The organism is Larkinella knui (genome assembly GCF_003858645.1).
GTDB classification, from domain to species: Bacteria; Bacteroidota; Bacteroidia; order Cytophagales; family Spirosomataceae; genus Larkinella; species Larkinella knui.
Map to the genome: position 1 here is coordinate 1352989 of NZ_RQJP01000001.1, position 19203 is coordinate 1372191.

Annotated in this window: 13 protein-coding genes; 9 read left to right on the top strand and 4 right to left on the bottom strand. The window is 50.1% G+C overall.

What is annotated here, in order from left to right; genetic code table 11:
• The first annotated feature begins 3 nt into the window (after positions 1 to 3).
• Together EHT87_RS05540 and EHT87_RS05545 are read left to right on the top strand one after the other, a co-directional pair.
• Positions 4 to 1434, top strand: a complete 1431-nt coding sequence (locus EHT87_RS05540; RefSeq protein WP_124904651.1) for an aldehyde dehydrogenase family protein — start codon at positions 4 to 6, stop codon at positions 1432 to 1434.
• A 104-nt stretch (positions 1435 to 1538) separates the two neighbouring features.
• The gene (locus EHT87_RS05545) at positions 1539 to 2510 is read left to right on the top strand and encodes a hypothetical protein (RefSeq protein WP_124904653.1); all 972 of its coding nucleotides are present in this window, start codon (positions 1539 to 1541) and stop codon (positions 2508 to 2510) included.
• Between the two features lie 18 nt (positions 2511 to 2528).
• Here the strand turns inward: EHT87_RS05545 and EHT87_RS05550 are convergent, their stop codons facing one another.
• The gene (locus EHT87_RS05550; protein ID WP_124904655.1) at positions 2529 to 2969 is read right to left on the bottom strand and encodes a response regulator; all 441 of its coding nucleotides are present in this window, start codon (positions 2967 to 2969) and stop codon (positions 2529 to 2531) included.
• Positions 2970 to 3135: 166 nt separating this feature from the next.
• Between EHT87_RS05550 and EHT87_RS05555 the strand changes: the two genes are divergently transcribed.
• Positions 3136 to 6024, top strand: a complete 2889-nt coding sequence (locus tag EHT87_RS05555; RefSeq protein ID WP_124904657.1) for a hypothetical protein — start codon at positions 3136 to 3138, stop codon at positions 6022 to 6024.
• A gap of 86 nt (positions 6025 to 6110) precedes the next feature.
• Here EHT87_RS05555 and EHT87_RS05560 read toward each other — a convergent pair whose 3' ends face one another.
• A complete protein-coding gene (locus EHT87_RS05560; protein WP_124904659.1) occupies positions 6111 to 6992 on the bottom strand; it encodes a bifunctional 5,10-methylenetetrahydrofolate dehydrogenase/5,10-methenyltetrahydrofolate cyclohydrolase in 882 nt (293 codons plus the stop codon).
• Between the two features lie 163 nt (positions 6993 to 7155).
• Here EHT87_RS05560 and EHT87_RS05565 point away from each other — a divergent pair, with 163 nt between their 5' ends.
• Complete coding sequence (locus EHT87_RS05565; protein ID WP_124904661.1) at positions 7156 to 7524, top strand: hypothetical protein; 369 nt, start codon at positions 7156 to 7158, stop codon at positions 7522 to 7524.
• A gap of 120 nt (positions 7525 to 7644) precedes the next feature.
• A complete protein-coding gene (locus tag EHT87_RS05570; RefSeq protein WP_124904663.1) occupies positions 7645 to 8538 on the top strand; it encodes a YitT family protein in 894 nt (297 codons plus the stop codon).
• Here the strand turns inward: EHT87_RS05570 and EHT87_RS05575 are convergent.
• Together EHT87_RS05575 and topA are read right to left on the bottom strand one after the other, a co-directional pair.
• A complete protein-coding gene (locus tag EHT87_RS05575; RefSeq protein ID WP_124904665.1) occupies positions 8513 to 9214 on the bottom strand; it encodes an SIR2 family NAD-dependent protein deacylase in 702 nt (233 codons plus the stop codon). The genes EHT87_RS05570 and EHT87_RS05575 overlap by 26 nt on opposite strands.
• A gap of 371 nt (positions 9215 to 9585) precedes the next feature.
• Entirely contained in the window at positions 9586 to 12135 is a 2550-nt protein-coding gene (gene topA, locus EHT87_RS05580; protein WP_124904667.1) for a type I DNA topoisomerase, read from the bottom strand.
• Between the two features lie 426 nt (positions 12136 to 12561).
• Here topA and EHT87_RS05585 point away from each other — a divergent pair, with 426 nt between their 5' ends.
• From EHT87_RS05585 to EHT87_RS05600, 4 genes are all read left to right on the top strand, one after another.
• On the top strand, positions 12562 to 14271 hold the full coding sequence (locus EHT87_RS05585) for an LIC_10190 family membrane protein (RefSeq protein ID WP_124904669.1): 1710 nt from the start codon (positions 12562 to 12564) through the stop codon (positions 14269 to 14271).
• A 69-nt stretch (positions 14272 to 14340) separates the two neighbouring features.
• On the top strand, positions 14341 to 15108 hold the full coding sequence (locus EHT87_RS05590) for a glycosyltransferase family 2 protein (protein ID WP_124904671.1): 768 nt from the start codon (positions 14341 to 14343) through the stop codon (positions 15106 to 15108).
• 204 nt (positions 15109 to 15312) lie between these two features.
• The gene (locus EHT87_RS05595) at positions 15313 to 17580 is read left to right on the top strand and encodes an aconitate hydratase (protein WP_124904673.1); all 2268 of its coding nucleotides are present in this window, start codon (positions 15313 to 15315) and stop codon (positions 17578 to 17580) included.
• Positions 17581 to 17838: 258 nt separating this feature from the next.
• Positions 17839 to 19176 (top strand): sensor histidine kinase, encoded by a 1338-nt coding sequence (locus tag EHT87_RS05600; protein ID WP_124904675.1) that lies wholly within the window; start codon positions 17839 to 17841, stop codon positions 19174 to 19176.
• Positions 19177 to 19203: the final 27 nt, after the last annotated feature.

Sequence of the window (19203 nt, forward strand, 5' to 3'; positions counted from 1 at the left end):
GCGATGAATTTGTCTTCCGCCAGCCACCAAAATACCACCCAATTTCGGGAACTGTTTGATGCGCAGCGGCTACAAACTTCTTTTGTGGCATCGACAACGGCTCAGGAGCGGATTGCAAAACTAAAAAAGATTCAAACTTTTATGATGGCAAATCGGGCGGGTTTGGAAAAAGCACTGTTTGCCGATTTCCGAAAACCGCCCGCCGAAACCGAACTGACCGAAATTTATTCAACCCGTAACGAGTTGACGGTCGCCATTCAACATTTGAAACGGTGGATGAAACCACATCCCGTGCCCACTCCGCTGGGCATGCTGGGCACAACCGCCTTTGTGCAGTACGAGCCCAAAGGCGTCACGTTGATCATTTCACCCTGGAATTATCCGTTTTATCTGACTATTAAACCCCTGATTTCGGCTATTTCGGCCGGAAATACGGCCATTATCAAACCGTCGGAACTGACGCCGGCCACCTCCGGCTTCATTCGGACCATGATTAAAGCGTTGTTTTCGGAGGACGAAGTTGCTGTTGTCGAGGGCGATGCGACGGTAGCTCAAAACTTGTTGGAATTGCCATTCGATCACATTTTCTTTACAGGGAGTACGGCGGTCGGAAAAGTGGTCATGACGGCAGCGGCCCGGAATTTGACGTCCGTAACGCTGGAATTGGGTGGCAAATCGCCTTGTATAATCGATGAAACGGCCGATCTATATACCGCAGCCCGGCGGATTGCCTGGGGAAAATGGATTAATACTGGACAGACCTGCGTTGCACCGGATTTTATCCTGATTCAGCGTTCGGTAAAAGATCAGTTTGTGAGGGAAGTGAAAAATGCAGTTCGGGCGATGTACGATGCGGATGGGAAAGGAATTCAGTCCTCAGATAGCTACGCCCGAATCATTGACAACCGCCATTTTCAACGGTTGCAGTCACTTTTGGAGGATGCCCAGCAAAAAGGAGCAACGGTTAGTATGGGAGGGCAAACTGATCCCAATGACCGGTTTATCGAACCAACGCTGCTCGAAAACGTGACGACCAAAATGACGGTGATGCAGGAAGAAATTTTTGGCCCCCTGCTGCCAGTCATTCCGTATGACACGCGTGAAGAAGTGATCCGGTTTCTGGCGGGTCGGGCAAAACCGCTGGTTTTGTACATTTTTAGCCGAAAGGAGTCGGCCAGCCAGTTCTGGTTGAACCGCACGACGGCTGGCAATACCGTCATCAACGATACGGTGATTCATTTTGCCCATACGGAACTACCGGTTGGTGGAGTCAACCAGAGTGGTATTGGAAAATCGAATGGCTTTTACGGCTTTCAGGAATTTTCAAATGCGAAAGGAGTCGTAAAACGACAATTTGAAACGTTGAAGTATATCTATCCGCCTTATTCAGACAAGATTAAAAAAATAATTGAAATAATTGTGAAATACATTTAAACGTTTGGGGTGATTGTTGGGTCGATTAAGACGATTCTCTATATTAGTGGCGATTTTTACTCATCAGGGGTTATATGATAAATACTTCTCCGACTATACCACACATGGATGCAACCTTACCCGGCACAATTCGGGAACAAAACAATACTACCAACGGACCTTCTGGTATACCCATTATTTTTGTTCACCAGGGCTACAGCTTTTATCTGGAGTACACACTCCGGCAAGCCGTTCACTCCAATCCTGACAGCCCGATTCACTTGCTGGGTGATGCGGAGAATAACCGGTTTCCATTTGTTATGCATCACACGATCGGCGACTTTTTAAATGCAGACACCGACCTGTTTAAAAGTGTTTATCAACACGATTCACCGAATCATTACGACTACGAGTTATTCTGCTTTGTACGCTGGTATCTGGTGAAAGAATTGATGAAAAGGGAAGGATATAGCCAGGTTTTCGTAGCCGATTCTGATGTAATGATTTATTCAAATATGACAACCTATATTAACGAGGCCGGTTTGAAAAATTACCTTGCTGCCTATAACATTGGTGTTGATTACCAATGGGTTAGATCGGCTTCGGGGCATTCGTCCTACTGGACCTGGGAAGGTATAAACCGGTTTTGTGAACTAACTGTCAATTTGTATACGCAGCCCCGATTTACGGCGTTCATGGATCAGATCAAGGCTGAAAAAATTATTAAAAACGATCGGGCCGGTATTTCTGACATGACGGCATTGTACGTGTTTTACGAAGAAGAAAATTCAAAAATCCGTAATTTATCCGAATGTGTTGATGGGTCCGCTTTTGATCACAATATTTCGATGGCTACCAATTACAACGTGGATGAGTACGAATTTGGATTGGGACGAAAAAAAATTACGATCAAAAACGATTGGCCGGTTGCTTATAATGTATTGCTGAAAAAGGAAATAAAATGGCATACGCTTCACTTTCAAGGCAATAGCAAAAATATCATCCACCGCTATTATACGGGTGGCGGACTGTTGGGAAGCAAGGCTTTTAGAGAGTTGCGTTTTCGGGCGTCTGTGCTCTATCACATGGTGCGCTAACAACCGCAAAACGGGCGATCAATATTCGTTGTAAGGGAGATTTACGGTATCACGCCAATAGGTGGTCACATCGCCAATCATCTGAATTAATTCAGTAAACTGAATGGGTTTTACCAGATAGGAATTTGCCCCCATTCGATAGGCTTTTTCTACCTCCTGGCGGGAAGAAGTCATGATGAGTACCGGAATATTTTTTAACTGATGGTCGGATCGGATGGCGAGAAGGGTTTCCAATCCGTTCCGGAGCGGCATATTGATATCCATAATAATGAGCGAAGGAAGCGGGTTGGCAGCTTCCGGACCCAGACAGTTCATCAAATAGTCGATTACCTGGTCACCATCTTCAACAAACCGTCCGCAGTCGAACAGGCCATTTTGCATAAACGCTTCATCCAGCAAGAGACGATCTTCTTCATCGTCCTCGGCTACTAATATGGTAAATGGTCGGTTAGGCAACATAGACAGAAAAAAAGGGCCGTGGGCACTAGCCCGAAATGAGTGTTTGAAGGTAGTAGTTTTCCGGTTTATTGCCAACTTGTAAAATCATATTTTACCTCCAGCCGAATCTTTCCGGGTTTTGCGTACCTTACCAGCCCAACTATTCTCGATTGCATCTTTACAGCTTATGCGCTATTGGTTGCCGGTTTTTCTGTTTGTCACCGGGTCTGCTGCGGCCCAGACGCTCCCCATCCTCGATCAAAACCCCACCCGTTTGCCCTGGTACCAGCTACAAACCCCGCATTTCCGGGTGCTTTATCCCGCCGGTTTCGATCAAACGGCCCAGCAAACGGCCCGGCGTTTGGAGCAGGTCTATGAGCCGGTGAGCGCCACGCTTAAAAAGCAACCCCGTAAATTGTCGGTGATTTTACAAAACCAGACGATGATCAGCAATGGCTTTGTGACCATGCTGCCCCGGCATTCGGAATTTTTTGCCGTGCCTCCGCAAGACCCGTTTCTGGCCGGTACCAACCAATGGCTCGACCTGCTGGCCGTTCACGAGTTTCGGCACGTCGTACAATATGATAAGGCCCTGCAGGGGTTGACGCGGCTGGCGTATACGGTATTTGGCAATACGGCTTTTTCGGCCTTGACCCTGGGGGTTCCGGACTGGTTTTGGGAAGGGGATGCCGTCGGAACGGAGACCGCGCTAACGGGGGCGGGGCGGGGTCGGATGCCCAACTTCGATTTGGGAATACGGGCTAATCTGCTGGCAGGCCGACGCTTTACGTATCCCAAATTCGTTGGCGGTTCCTACCGCGACAATGTGCCCAATCATTACGTATTGGGTTACTTTATGTCTACTTATTTAAAACGCAACTACGGGGCCGATGCCTGGAGTGATGTGCTGAATCGGTATTACCGGTTTCCACTGTATCCGTTTTCTTTTTCCAATAGCGTAAAAAAAACGACAAAATACCGGATTGAAGAGCTTTACCGCCGGACTATGGCCGACGTTGAAGAAGACTGGCGGAAAGAACAGGAAAGGCTCCAATTGACCGATGCGGTAACGTATTCGGTGAAGGCATCCGGGAAGGTATTCACAAATTACCAATATCCGCAGTACCTTTCAGATCATGAGGTGATTGCGTTGAAATCCGGTTTGGGCGATATTGCCCAGTTTGTGGTGCTGGACCGGAATGGCCCGGAGAAAAAACTTTTTGTTCCCGGTTTGTTCAATAATCCCGAAATGCTGTCGGTGGCTGCGGGCAAAATTTGCTGGACCGAATACCGGTATGACGTCCGCTTTGGCCAGCGAATCAACTCCGAAATCAAGCTGTATGACCTAAAAAACGGGCAAGTAAATAGGCTCAGCAGCCACAGCCGCTACGCCGTTGCTGCCCTTTCGCCCGACGGTTCGAAGCTGGTTGCCGTCCGGAATGACGAATCCTACCAGACCCGGCTGGTCATTCTGGATGCTCAAAACGGCCGGGAACTCCGGGTGCTGGACAATCCGGAAAACGATTTTTTTCTTCAGCCGCGCTGGCAGGACGACAACCGGACGCTGGTGGTGGTTACCCGGAAAAAAGGCGGAAAAACGATTCAAGCCATTGATTCTGAAACGAATGAGCGTCGCGATCTGCTCCCGGTTTCCAACCTGAACATTAGCCATACGCAACCCTGGAAGCAGTTTGTCTTTTTTAATTCGCCCCAATCCGGCATCGACAACATTTATGCCCTGAACACGAAAACCGGTCAGCAGTATCAGGTGACCTCCCGACCTTTGGGGGCCTATCACGCGGCTATTTCTCCGAACGGAAAAACGCTCATTTTTCATGATTTCCACGCGGAAGGATACCGCATTGCCGAAATGCCGATCGATACCGCCAGCTGGATTCCCGCCGGGCGGGTCCGGGACGGGTCGACGCGGTATTTTGGACCGTTGATTCGGCAGGAGCCGGGTGGTGAACAGGTGCGCAGGGCACTGACGGATTCGGTGCCCCCAACCGCCGATTTTCCAAAAAGCCGCTTCAGCCGCCTGCTTCATGCCATCAATATTTACAGCTGGGGTCCCGTCGTGTCATCGGATGGACAAAGCGGAACGGTGGGATTGCGGTCTCAGGATTTGCTCAATACCACCCAGATCGACATTGGCCTGGGGTATGATCAGGCGGAACGAACGGTAAATTACTACGGTAATCTGAGTTATCAGGGTTTATTCCCGATCATCGATGTTGGTTTTCAGCGGGGACGCCGGTCCACTTCCGTCTACATCGATCGCCGAACGCCACTCGATTCATTGCGGAGCGATTCCTGGAATTACAACCAGTTGAATGCCGGTATACGAATTCCGTTGCAGTTGACTACCTCAAAATATTTGCAAAGTGCTTATTTTTCAGCCTATTATAATTTACAGCAGGTTAGTGGCTACGATTTGCCGGTGCGTCCCGTTACCGAAGTAGGCTTTGATCGGGCGCTGCACGGCCTGTCCTACGGCCTGTCTTACTCCCGAACCTTGAAACAGAGCAAACGCGATGTGGCTCCGCGCTGGGGGCAAACGGTTTCGGCGGTCTGGCGGACGACGCCTTTTGGTGGCAAATTGACCGGAGAAGTGTGGGGCGTGCAGGGCGGTCTGTATGTGCCGGGTTTGGGAAAACACCACTCATTGCGCTTACGGGCGGGTTATCAGCACCAGATGCGGGGGACGTATCGCTTTGCAGCCGCGGTGTTTTATCCCCGCGGTCAATCGTACGTGAGTTACGATCATTTAAGGACCGCCAGTGCGGAATACCGCCTGCCACTGCTCAATCCGCACTGGACGCTTGGTCGCTGGGTGTATATTCAACGTGTCAAAGCGACCGGTTTTTACGATGCCGCGCAGGGTGAAAGCCAGGTGCTGGTGCAGGGCCAACGCCGGACTATTTCCGATCAGTATTACACCACGGGCCTGGATCTTTCGTTCGTCTTCAATGTCATGCGGCTGCGGACTCCGTTCGAAGCGGGTGTTCGTACCATTTACAACCTCAAATCGGGCGAATTCCTGGTTCAGCCACTGGTGATCGGAATCGGATTCTGATTTCATTGAGTGATTGTGTGATTTGTGATTGAGTGGCTGGAAGGTGATCGTTTCACTCAATCACAAATCACACAATCACAAATCTCTCACTGATAGATCTCTTTTCGGGCCGCTTTCAGGGTATTTTGCATCAGGGAACAAATGGTCATCAGGCCGACGCCACCGGGAACGGGCGTGATGGAGCTGGTTTTTGGAGCAACCTCGTCAAATTTCACATCACCTTTTAAGGAGAAACCGCTTTTTTTAGACGCATCGGCCACCCGTTCCAGACCGACATCGATCACGACCGCGCCATCCTTTACCATATCGGCGGTTATGAATTCCGGACGTCCCAGGGCGGCAATCAGAATGTCCGCAGACCGGCAGATTTCGCCCAGATTTTGCGTCCGGCTGTGGGTCAAAGTAACCGTGCAGTTGCCCGGATTCGTGTTGCGCTGCATCAGAATGCTCATGGGTAGACCCACAATCTGGCTGCGACCCACCACCACACAGTGTTTGCCTGCCGTTTCGATCTCATACCGTTTCAGCATTTCCAGAATGCCCTGAGGAGTGGCCGAGATATACGCCGGTAAGCCTTTGGCCATGCGGCCAATATTGATTGGATGAAAACCGTCCACATCTTTCGCCGGATCGATGGTTTCCATTATTTTATCGGCGGAAATATGAGCGGGTAGGGGCAACTGAACGATCAGGCCATCCATATCCGGATTGGCATTCACGGCCTGTACCGCTTCGATCAATTCATCTTCCGAAACGGAATCATCAAACCGGATGAGGGTCGAGGTCATGCCGACCTCCTCGCAGCTTTTCATCTTGCTGGCAACGTAGGTTTCGCTCCGTCCCGCCGTGCCAACCAGAATGGCTACCAGATGCGGAATTTTACCACCTTGTGATTTGATTTCGGCCACTTCGGCCGCGAGTTCCTGCTTGATTTGCTGGGAGAGAAATTTTCCGTCGAGGAGTTGCATGCGCTAATTTGATAAAACGCAAAGGTAATGGTTTTGTACCGACGAATTACCGGCTTTTTGGTTCATTGTTTGAAACAAGGCTGGGTTTTTGGCGAAAAATTTAGTATAATTGTAAAAACCACCTGTTAAGTTTCATTTTATTATCCGCCAGAACGTCTCCCTGATGAAATTTTATCGTTCGATAGCTTTCCTGATTTTTCTCCTCCCGATGGGGTGGGCGCTGGGCCGCTGGGCCGGGCCGTCCGACGGCCGGCTGGTGGAAAAGCCCAGGGAAGTTGCTACGATCGAAGCCTCATCGACGCTTGAAAAAGCAGACCATCTGACGAATGGCTTTGCCCATCTTTTAATTCACGAAGCGATTGCGGCCCCCACGGTTTCACACCAGCAGCCGCTGTTGTTTTTCGCGATTATTGCCACGGTCTGGACGTTGATCGGTGGGATCAAGCGGATCCTGCTACGCCGTGTTTTCTACGTTTACTTTGCCTGGATCCGGCGTCTATTCGGTCACCAGATTTCCATCAATGCCCCCTAATTTCCTGATTGGCGAGAACACTTCCGGTTTTCATAGTGAAAGAAACTAGTTCAAATGGCTCAAACGCGGCTATACTAGCTTCCGAATTCCATTTTATAGCTCATCATCAACCAGGAAATCATGGTAAAAAAACGCATCCAACGGGCCAGAAATTCGTCCCTGTATCGAGAAATAAAAGAAGTTGTATTAATCATCCTGGGCGTACTCTGCGCCGGGATGGGTCTGAAAGGTTTTTTGCTCCCCAACGACTTTCTGGACGGGGGCGTCATCGGTATTTCGCTCCTGCTCCAGATCAAAACCGGTATCGACCTGGCTATTCTGGTCGTAATCGTTAATATTCCTTTTATCTGGATGGGCTATCGGCAGGTTTCCTGGACCTTTGCGCTCAAAACCGCCTTCGGAATCGGGTTGCTGGCGTTGTGTCTTGCCTTCATCCCATACCCGATGGTAACCACCGATAAATTGCTGATTGCGGTATTTGGCGGTTTTTTCCTCGGAGCCGGCATCGGACTGGCCATGCGCGGTGGCGGGGTCCTCGACGGAACGGAGGTGCTGGCTATTTACGTCAGCCGTCGGTCGCCATTGTCGGTGGGCGACGTCATCATGGTGATCAACGTGCTGATTTTTGGGTCAGCCGCCGTCTTTATTAACGTCGAAACCGCCCTGTACGCCATGCTGACGTACCTGGCTGCGTCGAAAACGGTCGATTTTATCATTCACGGTATCGAAGAATACATTGCCGTGATGATCGTTTCGGACCGCCACGAAGAAGTCCGCCAACTGATCACGGAAGAACTCGAACGGGGTGTAACCGTTTTGAAGGGCGAAAAAGGATTTGGCAAACGCGGCATGCGGGATAATGACATTAACATCCTGTATGCAGTAGTTACGCGGCTGGAAATCACCCGGTTAAAAGATAAAATCAGTGAAGTCGATGAAAAAGCCTTTCTGATCGAACACAGCATTGCCGACGTAAAAGGCGGGATGATCAAACCCCGCCCGTTGCACTCGTAATCAATTGCCCGGCCAGCCGCGACAAACCGGTTGTGGCTGGTTTGGGAATAAACGTCAGGTTTTTGCGCGGACGAATATCCGGCACATTCGGGTCGATGACGTAAATGGGAACGCCCGGTCGAACGCAGTCGATCAATCCGGCAGCGGGGTAAACGACCATCGACGTGCCGACGATAATCAAAACATCGGCAGCATGGGTAATTTCAACGGCGGTTTCCATCAGCGGTACGGTTTCACCAAACCAGACGATGTGCGGGCGTAACTGCGAACCTTTTTCGCAGCGGTCGTTCCGCTTCAGTTCCCACCCCTCGATGTCATACACCAGGTTTTCATCCCGCGTGCTGCGCGACTTGAACAACTCACCGTGCAGATGGATGACGTTCGAAGACCCGGCTTTTTCGTGGAGGTTATCGACGTTCTGGGTAATGATCGTTACTTCGTAATACGCTTCCAACTGTTTCAGAGCCAGATGGCCGGCATTGGGTTTGGCATCGAGTGCCTGTTTACGACGCTGGTTGTAAAATTCCAGCACCAGATCCGGATCTTTCGCCCAGCCTTCGGGCGTAGCCACATCCTCGATGCGGTAATTTTCCCACAAACCGTTCGAATCCCGGAAGGTTTTTAGTCCACTTTCGGCACTGATTCCGGCACCGGATAGCACAACAAGTTTCTTCATAAAAAACGGATACGAATGCTCTTTTGAAAGTAGTGTATCTGAGGCAAACAAAAAAGCGGTCACTTTTGTAAAAGAGCAACCGCTTTTTGTTTACCGGTAAAGTCCATTTTCGGCTCCCACCGGCAAACCGTCTGTTCCTGATACAGCCGAATGCTCTCCTGCCGCCAACCAGTTTTACTTTTTATGCTCTTTCCAATGCCCTGCATGAGTTGGGGCCGGGGAAGGCAACCACTTTGCGGTTTTTACAAATAACGGGATGAAATAACGTCGTTTTTAGTGTAAAAAACTGAAAATCAGCAAGAAAAAAGGCCACTCAATCAATACGGATCGAGTGGCCTAACGTACTCACGGACTTCCGTCAGCGGTAAGTGTTACTTCTTCACGGCGGTTTTTTTAGCCGCAACCGTGCTTTTTGCCGGGGCTTTCGTACCTTTTTTTGCTTTTGGTTTCTCATCGCCCCCCGTGTCGCCCGCCAGTTTCAGACAGTCTTCCAGCGTCAACGAAGCGGGTTCAACATCTTTCGGAATTTTGATGTTGCGTTTTCCAATGGCAAGATAGGGTCCGTACATGCCGTTGACGACTTTCACCGCCGGATTTTCGGGGAATTCCCTGATGTATTTATTGCTTTCCGTCAACCGCTTCTGCTGAATCAGTTCGATAGCACGTTCGAGTGTCAGACCGGCAGGAAATTCTCCTTTTGGCAATGAAATGTATTTTTCGTCGTGTTTGACATACGGCCCGAAACGGCCTTTGCCGGTCGTAATCAGTTTGCCTTCAAATTCGCCGATGGACTCGCTAATGTTTTCAATCCGCTTTTGCTGAATCAGTTCAACGGCGCGTTCGGCGGTGACGGTATACGGATCATCGTCTTTCGAAAGCGAAACGTATTTGTCGTCATGCTTGACGTAAGGGCCATACTTGCCAATTCCGATCACCATCGGTTTGTCTTCAAAAAAACCAACTTCGCGGGGTAACGAGAACAAATCGAGGGCTTCGTCGAGCGAAATGCTTTCGATCAGCTGGTCTTTCTTGAGGTTGGCAAACTGCGGTTTGTCTTCGTCGGTGGCTTCGCCAATCTGCACGTAAGCGCCGTATTTACCCAGTCGGGCCGACACCTTTTTGCCCGATTCGGGATGTATTCCCAGGTCCCGGCTACCCGGTTTTGAACCCGTCAGCGTTGCGCCCTGAACCGTTTCAACGTTCCGGTGGAAATCCCCGTAGAAGTTTTGAATCATGTCCTGCCAGCCGACTTTGCCGTTGGCAATCTCATCAAATTCTTTCTCAACGTTCGCCGTAAACTTGTAATCGACAATACCTTCGAAATATTCTACCAGAAAGTCGTTCACAACCAGACCCATGTTGGTCGGAAAAAGTTTCGCCTTTTCCGAACCGTAATTTTCCTTGCCGGTTTTCTCCTGAATCTGACCCTGTTTCAGAATCAATTCCTTGAAATCACGCTCTTTTCCGGGCCGGTCTTCCTTAATAACATATTGCCGTTTGACAATAGTCGAAATCGTCGGAGCATACGTCGACGGACGGCCAATGCCCATTTCTTCCAGCTTTTTCACCAGACTCGCTTCCGTGTAGCGCGGGGCCGGGCGGCTAAACTTCTGGGTGGCCTTCATCTGGTCCAGATTCAACACCTGACCAATCGAAAGTGGGGGCAGCATGCCTTTGCTTTCCTCATCCTCGTCGTCAGTCGATTCCAGATATACTTTCAGAAAACCGTCGAACTTAATGACTTCGCCCTGAGCAATCAATTCTTCCGGGGTGGTCGAAATGCCGATGGTCGCCGTTGTCCGTTCCAGTTGCGCATCAGCCATTTGCGAGGCAATGGAGCGTTTCCAGATCAGGTCATACAGCCGTTGTTCGTTGCGGTCGCCACCGGCGGTTTTCACAGAAAAGTCGGTTGGCCGGATCGCTTCGTGGGCTTCCTGTGCCGATTCTGACTTGGTTTTGTATTGCCGGGTATGCACATATTTTTCGCCAAAATCGCTGGTGATTGCCTGTTTGGCTTTGTCGATCGCTTCCTGAGACAGACTGATCGAATCCGTCCGCATGTACGAAATCTTACCGCTTTCGTACAGCTTCTGAGCCAGTGTCATGGTTTGCAAAACCGAAAACGACAGCTTGCGTGAGGCTTCCTGTTGCAGGGTAGAGGTGGTAAAGGGCGGTGCCGGTGACTTTTTAGCCGGTTTGGTTTCCAGGTTCCTGATCGTGAAAATGGCTTCCCGGCATTTGTCCAGAAACGCCCGCGCTTCGTCGAGTGTACTGAAGTTTTTGGGCAATTCGGAATTCAGAATCTTGCCGTTGTCGACAATAAACTGCGCCGTAACTTTGTAGCTGGATTTGGTATTGTGCCCGTCGATTTCCCGTTCGCGTTCCACAATCAGACGAACCGCTACGGATTGTACCCGACCCGCCGAAAGGGCCATCGAACTGCCGGATTTGATTTTTTTCCACAAAACCGGTGACAGCTCAAAACCCACCAAACGGTCGAGCACACGCCGTGCCTGCTGGGCATTGACCAGATCGATGTCAATCAGTCGGGGCGACTCGATGGCATTCTGAATGGCTTTTTTTGTGATTTCATGGAAGACAATCCGTTTGGTATCGTCTTTCAGCCCCAGGGCTTCTTTGAGGTGCCAGGAAATCGCTTCTCCTTCACGGTCATCATCCGTTGCGAGCCAGATAACATCAGATTCCTTTACGAGTTTCTTTAATTCGCTGATAACCTGACGTTTATCAGGGGTGACTTCATAGATTGGACGAAAGCCATTCTGGATATCAATCGCCATGTCATCTTTTGGTAAATCCCGCACGTGACCATAGCTCGATTTTACCACGAAATCTTTACCCAGATACCCTTCAATGGTCCTCGCCTTCGCGGGTGATTCCACGATAACCAGGTTTTTTGACATATAGATTCAGGTTGAAAGTTTAACTGCACCGACAATCGGTTCTCACGTCCCGTGCCAAATATAGAAGCAAAAGACATAATACTTACGAATCCAATTGTGGGAAAGCTTGCCGGGCAGGTGATATTTGCATTAGATTAACGATTTTGGGCGGTCAATCGTTCCGAAAAATTAGGTAATAATGATCAGTATACAATCGCTTGATTTACACCAAAAAGCCTTTTGGTTTATCCTTATCCGCCAATTTGAAACGCTGTTTCTACCGTTCTGGAATGCAGTTGCCCGCTTCATTCGGACAGCCTGTCAAAAAAGAAATAAAATTAAATTTGGATATAAAACCGGTAAAATGCCTAACGTTGGAAGATGGACTGAGTCGGCGAGGGTGTTTCGACCGAATGCTTCCTCCTTTAATCGCTTCAATTTCGAGCAATGATCCTTCTACTTTTATGGGCGGTGTTGGCGTCCGGCTGTTTGGCATACGGTTTGTTTTTTTATAAAGTACTCATCAAGTGGCAGTTGGTCGATCCCTCTGAAGCCGTCAGAGGCACCGACCTGTTATTAATGGGGTTGTGTCTTTTGGTGATGCTGATGCAACTGGCGTCCATTTTTGTGCCGGCCAATTACGTTCTGGCGCTAATCTGGCTGCTCGGAGCCGCATCCGTAGCACTGGGTTCGTTCGCATCGGTGAAAACCTACCTCCGGCGGTTTGTCCGTCAGCAAAAACAGATTCCTCTTTTCTGGCTCTTCGTGGGAGTTGTGGTGCTGTATTCTACCCTTGAACCCAGCAACGTTGACAGTGGCATGTATCACCTGCCGTCCATTCGGTGGTACGAACGCTTTCGGGTGATTCCGGGCCTGGGAAATCTGCACGGACGACTGGCCTTCAACTCAAGCTTCCTGGTCACTTCGGCCGCTTTTGGCTTTACGGACTGGGCAGGCCAGACCCTGTTTCCGCTCAACGGCCTGGTGTTTTTAGTGGTTTGCTGGCGGTTTCTGGGGCAGATTCGCTCGGCGACGCCAATCCGGTTTTTAGCGCTCATCCTACTGGCCCTGATTGTCTATTACCTCATTCGTCAGGTGTTTTCACCGACGCCGGATCTGTGGGCGACGCTTTTGCCCATCACCATCTTCATGCTCTGGCTGGAAATGCGGCCGGTTTTTTCCATTCGGCACGTCGTTCTGTTTATGCTCGTCTGTCTTTGCATTACCGTCAAATTAGCGACCATTCCCGTTGCGCTGAGTTTGGTGCCGCTGGCCTGGGCAGTCAGGCGACAGCTGACTTTGCGCCACGTGTGGTGCTTAGGCGGTTTTGCCTTGTTGATGGTGGTGCCGTGGCTGGTTCGCACCACCATTCTGTCGGGGTATCTGTTGTATCCCTTTCCGGCCCTTGACCTGTTTTCGTTCGACTGGGAAATTCCCCTTGAGCGGGTTCGTTTCGAAAAAGATTTCGTTGAATTTTGGGGAAAGTTTCGCATTGCCGAACCGGATTTTGATCCCGCTCTGTTGAAAACACCCGCTTCAGAATGGATTCCGGTGTGGTGGCACCACAAAGAATATTACGCGTTGAACAAACCGGTCTGGCTACTGGCCGTGTGTTCGCCGGTGGTTGTCATCTTTCAGTATTTGAATCCGATGTTTCGGACGCGGGTCCAGCCCCTGGTTTTCCCGTATTTGGTGGCTTTGTCCGGTTTCCTGTTCTGGTTTTTGTCGGCCCCCGAGTTCCGCTTTGGCTATTGCTTTGTCTGGATGACGGCTTTTTTGCCATTGTTACCATTTATCCCGGATCAAACACGCTACTGGAATCTCAGACCCTGGAGTAATGCGGTTTTAGCCGGTTTACTAGTCACTTTAATCGGTTATTATGCGGTTCATTTTCTCGGACAGGAGCGGTTTCCGGTGCAACGATATGCCCTGCTGCCGAAACCGCTGAGCTACCGGAACCTGACCACCGAAGCGAATTTTTTCAGACCCTACCGGACCCGGAGCGGATTGCTAATTTTAACCCCGAAGGAAAGCCCCCTTCAGCAAAGTTGTTTTGATCAGGAGTTGCCCTGCTCACCCTATTCATATCCGGATTTGGAGCTCAGGGGCGCAACGCTGGCTGACGGTTTTCGGAGTTCGGGCGCCGTTGCTCAGTAAATTTGTAACCGTTTTTTAAGATTATTGAACAAAAGCTGTTAAAATAGGGGGTAAACTCCGTTTTTCTCCATGCTTTTGTCGATTATCATTCCTGCTTTTAATGAGGAAAAAACCATCGGACTGGTTCTGAAACGCGTAACGGAAGTCAATCTTCCTGTTCCCTTAAGCCGGGAAATTGTCGTGGTAGACGATGGTTCCACCGATCAGACCGATCGGATTGTCGAGCAGTTTCAGGCGAAAAACCCGCAGGACACCATCCGATATTTCAAACAACCCGTCAATCAGGGTAAAGGTGAAGCCTTGCGTTTGGGTATTCAACAGGCTCACGGTCAGTTTATTATCATTCAGGATGCCGATCTGGAATACGATCCGGAAGAATATGCCCACTTGCTACAGCCCTTGCTGGCCGGACGCGCCGATGTGGTGTATGGGTCGCGTTTCATGGGCGGAAGGCCCCACCGCGTGTTGTATTTCTGGCATACCGTCGGCAACCGGTTTTTAACGCTGCTGTCCAACATGCTGACCGATTTGAATCTGACGGATATGGAAACCTGCTTCAAGGTTTTTCGCAGTGAAATCATCAAGAATGTTGAGCTGAACGAAAAACGGTTTGGGTTTGAACCCGAAGTTACCGCCAAAATAGCACGGATTCCCGGTATTCGGATTTATGAAGTGGGCATTTCGTATTACGGACGGACGTATCAGGAAGGCAAGAAGATCGGTTGGCGCGACGGCTTCCGGGCTATATTCTGCATTCTGAAATACAATTTATTTCTTACGAAGGCGAATACAAAAGCCGTTCTGGATGTCGATTCGGCCCGGCCAATACCCCGATAATGGTCGGGATTGCGCCAGAAAGCAACGAAAAACGCATCCAAATAGCGATAACGTTTACAAATTAATCGGAAAATGGCTTCCCGTTTTATTTTAGAATGAAAATCATCTAATTTTGACACGCTTATCAGGAAACTCATTTTCCGGTAGCGGGTGTTATCTACCCAGATACCTATTTCTTATTCACTGCTTAAATTCCTCCTGTCTATGGCTTTTGATTTTGACATGATTCAGCGCGTATACGATGGTTTCGGCGAACGTGTCGAAGCGGCCCGGCACGTTGTGGGACATCCGCTCACGCTGTCGGAAAAAATATTGTACGCCCACTTAACCATTGGAAATGCCCAAAAGGCGCTGAATCGGGGTAAAGATTACGTTGATTTTGCACCCGATCGCGTGGCGATGCAGGATGCCACGGCCCAGATGGCCCTCTTGCAGTTCATGCAGGCTGGCCGTTCCAAAGTGGCTGTGCCGTCGACTGTTCACTGTGACCACCTGATTCAGGCGGAAATCGGTGCTGCGCAGGATCTTGAAAATGCTAACAATAAAAACCGGGAAGTGTATGCCTTTCTGGCGTCGGTTTCCGATAAATATGGCATCGGTTTCTGGAAACCGGGTGCCGGAATTATTCACCAGGTTGTGCTTGAAAATTACGCGTTTCCGGGCGGTTTGATGATCGGAACGGATTCGCATACGCCCAACGCCGGTGGTTTGGGAATGATCGCGATTGGCGTCGGCGGTGCTGATGCCTGCGACGTAATGGCCGGTTTGCCCTGGGAACTGAAAATGCCGAAACTGATCGGGATCAAACTGACCGGGAAATTATCCGGTTGGGCATCCGCCAAAGACATTATCCTGCGCGTTGCCGGTATTCTGACCGTAAAAGGCGGAACGGGCTGCATCGTCGAATACTTCGGCGAAGGTGCCGATAGCCTGTCGGCTACGGGAAAAGCGACGATCTGTAACATGGGTGCCGAAATTGGGGCAACGACCTCTATTTTTGCTTATGACGAGAAAATGGGCGATTACCTGCGGGTAACCGACCGGGCTGATGTGGCCGATGCGGCCAATGCCGTTCGTGAGCACCTGCGTTCGGACGACGAAGTGTATGCCGATCCCGCATCATACTATGATCAGGTTATTGAAATAAACCTGTCCGAACTCGAACCGCACGTCAATGGTCCGTATACTCCGGATTTGGCGTGGCCGTTGTCTAAATTTGCCCAGGCGGTGAAAGAAAACGGCTGGCCCGAAAAACTGGACGTTGGTCTGATCGGTTCCTGCACGAACTCGTCGTATGAAGACCTGACCCGGGCGGCTTCCATCGCTCAGCAGGCCATTTCCAAAAATCTGAAAACGCATTCGGAATATACGGTAACACCGGGGTCGGAACTGGTTCGTTTCACGACCGAACGCGATGGTTTACTGGATACATTCGAAAAAATTGGTGGTGTGGTGCTGGCCAATGCCTGCGGACCCTGTATTGGTCAGTGGGCGCGTCACATCGACGATCCGAACCGTCAGAATTCGATCATTACTTCCTTCAACCGGAACTTCGCCAAACGGAATGACGGTCTGGCGACTACCCACGCGTTTGTGGCATCACCGGAACTGGTAACGGCCATGGCGATTGCCGGAAGCCTGACGTTCAATCCGATGACCGATACGCTGACCAACGAAACGGGCGAAGAAGTGATGCTGGACGAACCACAGGGCATCGAATTGCCGGTCAACGGCTTTGCGGTGGACGATGCCGGTTACCAGGCTCCGGCCGAAGATGGGAGCGGTGTTCAGATCCTGGTAAGCCCGACATCGGATCGGCTGCAACTGCTCGAATCGTTCAAGGCGTGGGAAGGCACCGACCTGCTGGGCTTGAAACTGCTCATCAAAGCGAAAGGCAAGTGTACAACCGACCACATTTCGATGGCGGGTCCGTGGTTGAAATACCGGGGTCACCTCGATAATATTTCCAACAACATGTTGATCGGCGCGGTCAATTTCTACAACGAAAAGACCAATACCGTGAAAAACCAGTTGACGGGCGAATACGGCGAAGTGCCGGCGACGCAGCGGGCGTATAAAGCCGCCGGTATTGGTTCGATTGTCGTTGGTGACGAAAACTACGGCGAAGGATCCTCGCGCGAACACGCAGCTATGGAACCCCGTTTTCTGGGCGTTCGGGCCATTCTGGTGAAATCATTCGCCCGGATTCACGAAACAAACCTGAAAAAACAGGGCATGCTGGCCTTGACGTTTGCGGATCCGGACGACTACGGTGACATCCGCGAAGATGATACGATCGACATTCTGGGTCTGACCGAATTCAGTCCGAACGGCCAGTTGACCATTCGCCTGAACCACTCGGATGGAACGAGCGAAGAATTCCAGGTCAATCATACCTACAATGAAACCCAGATCGAATGGTTCAAAGCCGGTTCGGCCCTGAACCTGATCAAGCAGAAGCAAAACGCGTAAGATGCGTTGCTGACCAATTGACTTAAGCCCTCAAAACCGCTCGTGTTTTGGGGGCTTTTTGTTTGAAGTGATTATTACACAGAGTTGATCAGAGAATATCTGAGGTTATCAGAGAAAAAAACTCTGTGTAACTCTGATATTCTCTGATCAACTCTGTGTAATAATCACTTCACCCCCCATTTATACCGTTTCATCGGGAAAAGAATTGAATAGTTGGTAAGTTTGCCGGTAACTTAACGCACAAGCCTAGCGTACCGTATGACCTATGAAGTCTGGCAACCCATGTTCATCGGCATGGTGATTTCGATTCTGCTCATCAATGTAGTCCAATGGATTACCTATCGGGAGCGAATCTATGGGTTGTACACGCTTTACATGCTGGCCTGGCTGGCTTATTTCTCCATTCGGGTCGACGAGTTCAGGGAACTGCTTTCCATCTCCAGCAACGATTCGTACTTCCTCCGGGCCTGTGCGCCCATGATCGCCTACTTCATTTATTTTGGGTTCGCCGATGCGTTTATTGGCTTGCGAAAACGACTTCCGGCTTTGTTCCGGCTCTTTCAGTATACGCGGCTTTGCATCGCTGCCTACGTGATTCTTCAATTTACGATTTGTTACCTGACCGCAGACTGGTATCCCCGCGTTTACGACACCGCTCATACGGCTATTCGACTGGGAATGATTGGGATCGCCGTTTTCGGAATCTATAAAATTTTACATTTGAAAGATGTCGTTGCCCGGTATTTTATAATCGGGACGGCCTGTTTGATGGTGGGCGCCGTCACATCCATGGTCTTGACTTTTACGGTTTATGATCCGGACCAGGTCATTTATTTCTGGCAGGCACCCATCACGGCAATTCAGATTGGAATTATCCTTGAACTGATCTTTTTTTCGTTGGGATTGGGGTATCGACAACGAACAGCCGCGATCCGGTCGGCCGTGCTGGAACAAAAAATCGAGCGGCAGCAGGAAAAACACGAGCGCAAACAACTCGAAACGGAGCTTTCCGTGCAGCAACTCCGGCAGGAAATGTCCGAAGTGCAAATGCGGGCGTTGCAATCCCAGCTCAATCCGCATTTTCTCTTCAATAGCCTCAATTCGCTGTCGTCACTGATTGCCGACGAGCCGGTAAAGGCCGAGCAGTTTGTGGACGAAATGGCCAGCGTTTACCGGTATATTCTTCAAACCAATGACGTTGAGTTGACAACGCTGAACCGGGAGCTTCAATTTCTCCATTCGTATTTTCATTTGCTGCAAACCCGCTATGGGCGCGGGATCAGTCTTGCTATCGAGGTTTCGGATGGCTTTTTAAATGCGCAACTGCCACCGCTTACGCTGCAATTGCTCATCGAGAATGCCGTAAAACACAACATCGTTTCCAGCGATCAACCGTTGAAAATCTCCATTTCGACCGATGAACTGGCCTTGCTGACGGTGCGGAATAACCTGCAACGAAAGCCGATCGATCGGGTAAAATCAACCAAGAAAGGGTTGCTCAATATCCTGACAAAATACAAAATGCTGGGGCAGCCAACGCCAACCGTGCAGGAGACCGACCGCGAATTTATTGTGACCTTGCCCTTGATTCATTGAGCGGGTCGGTTCACCCTTGCCTTTTTC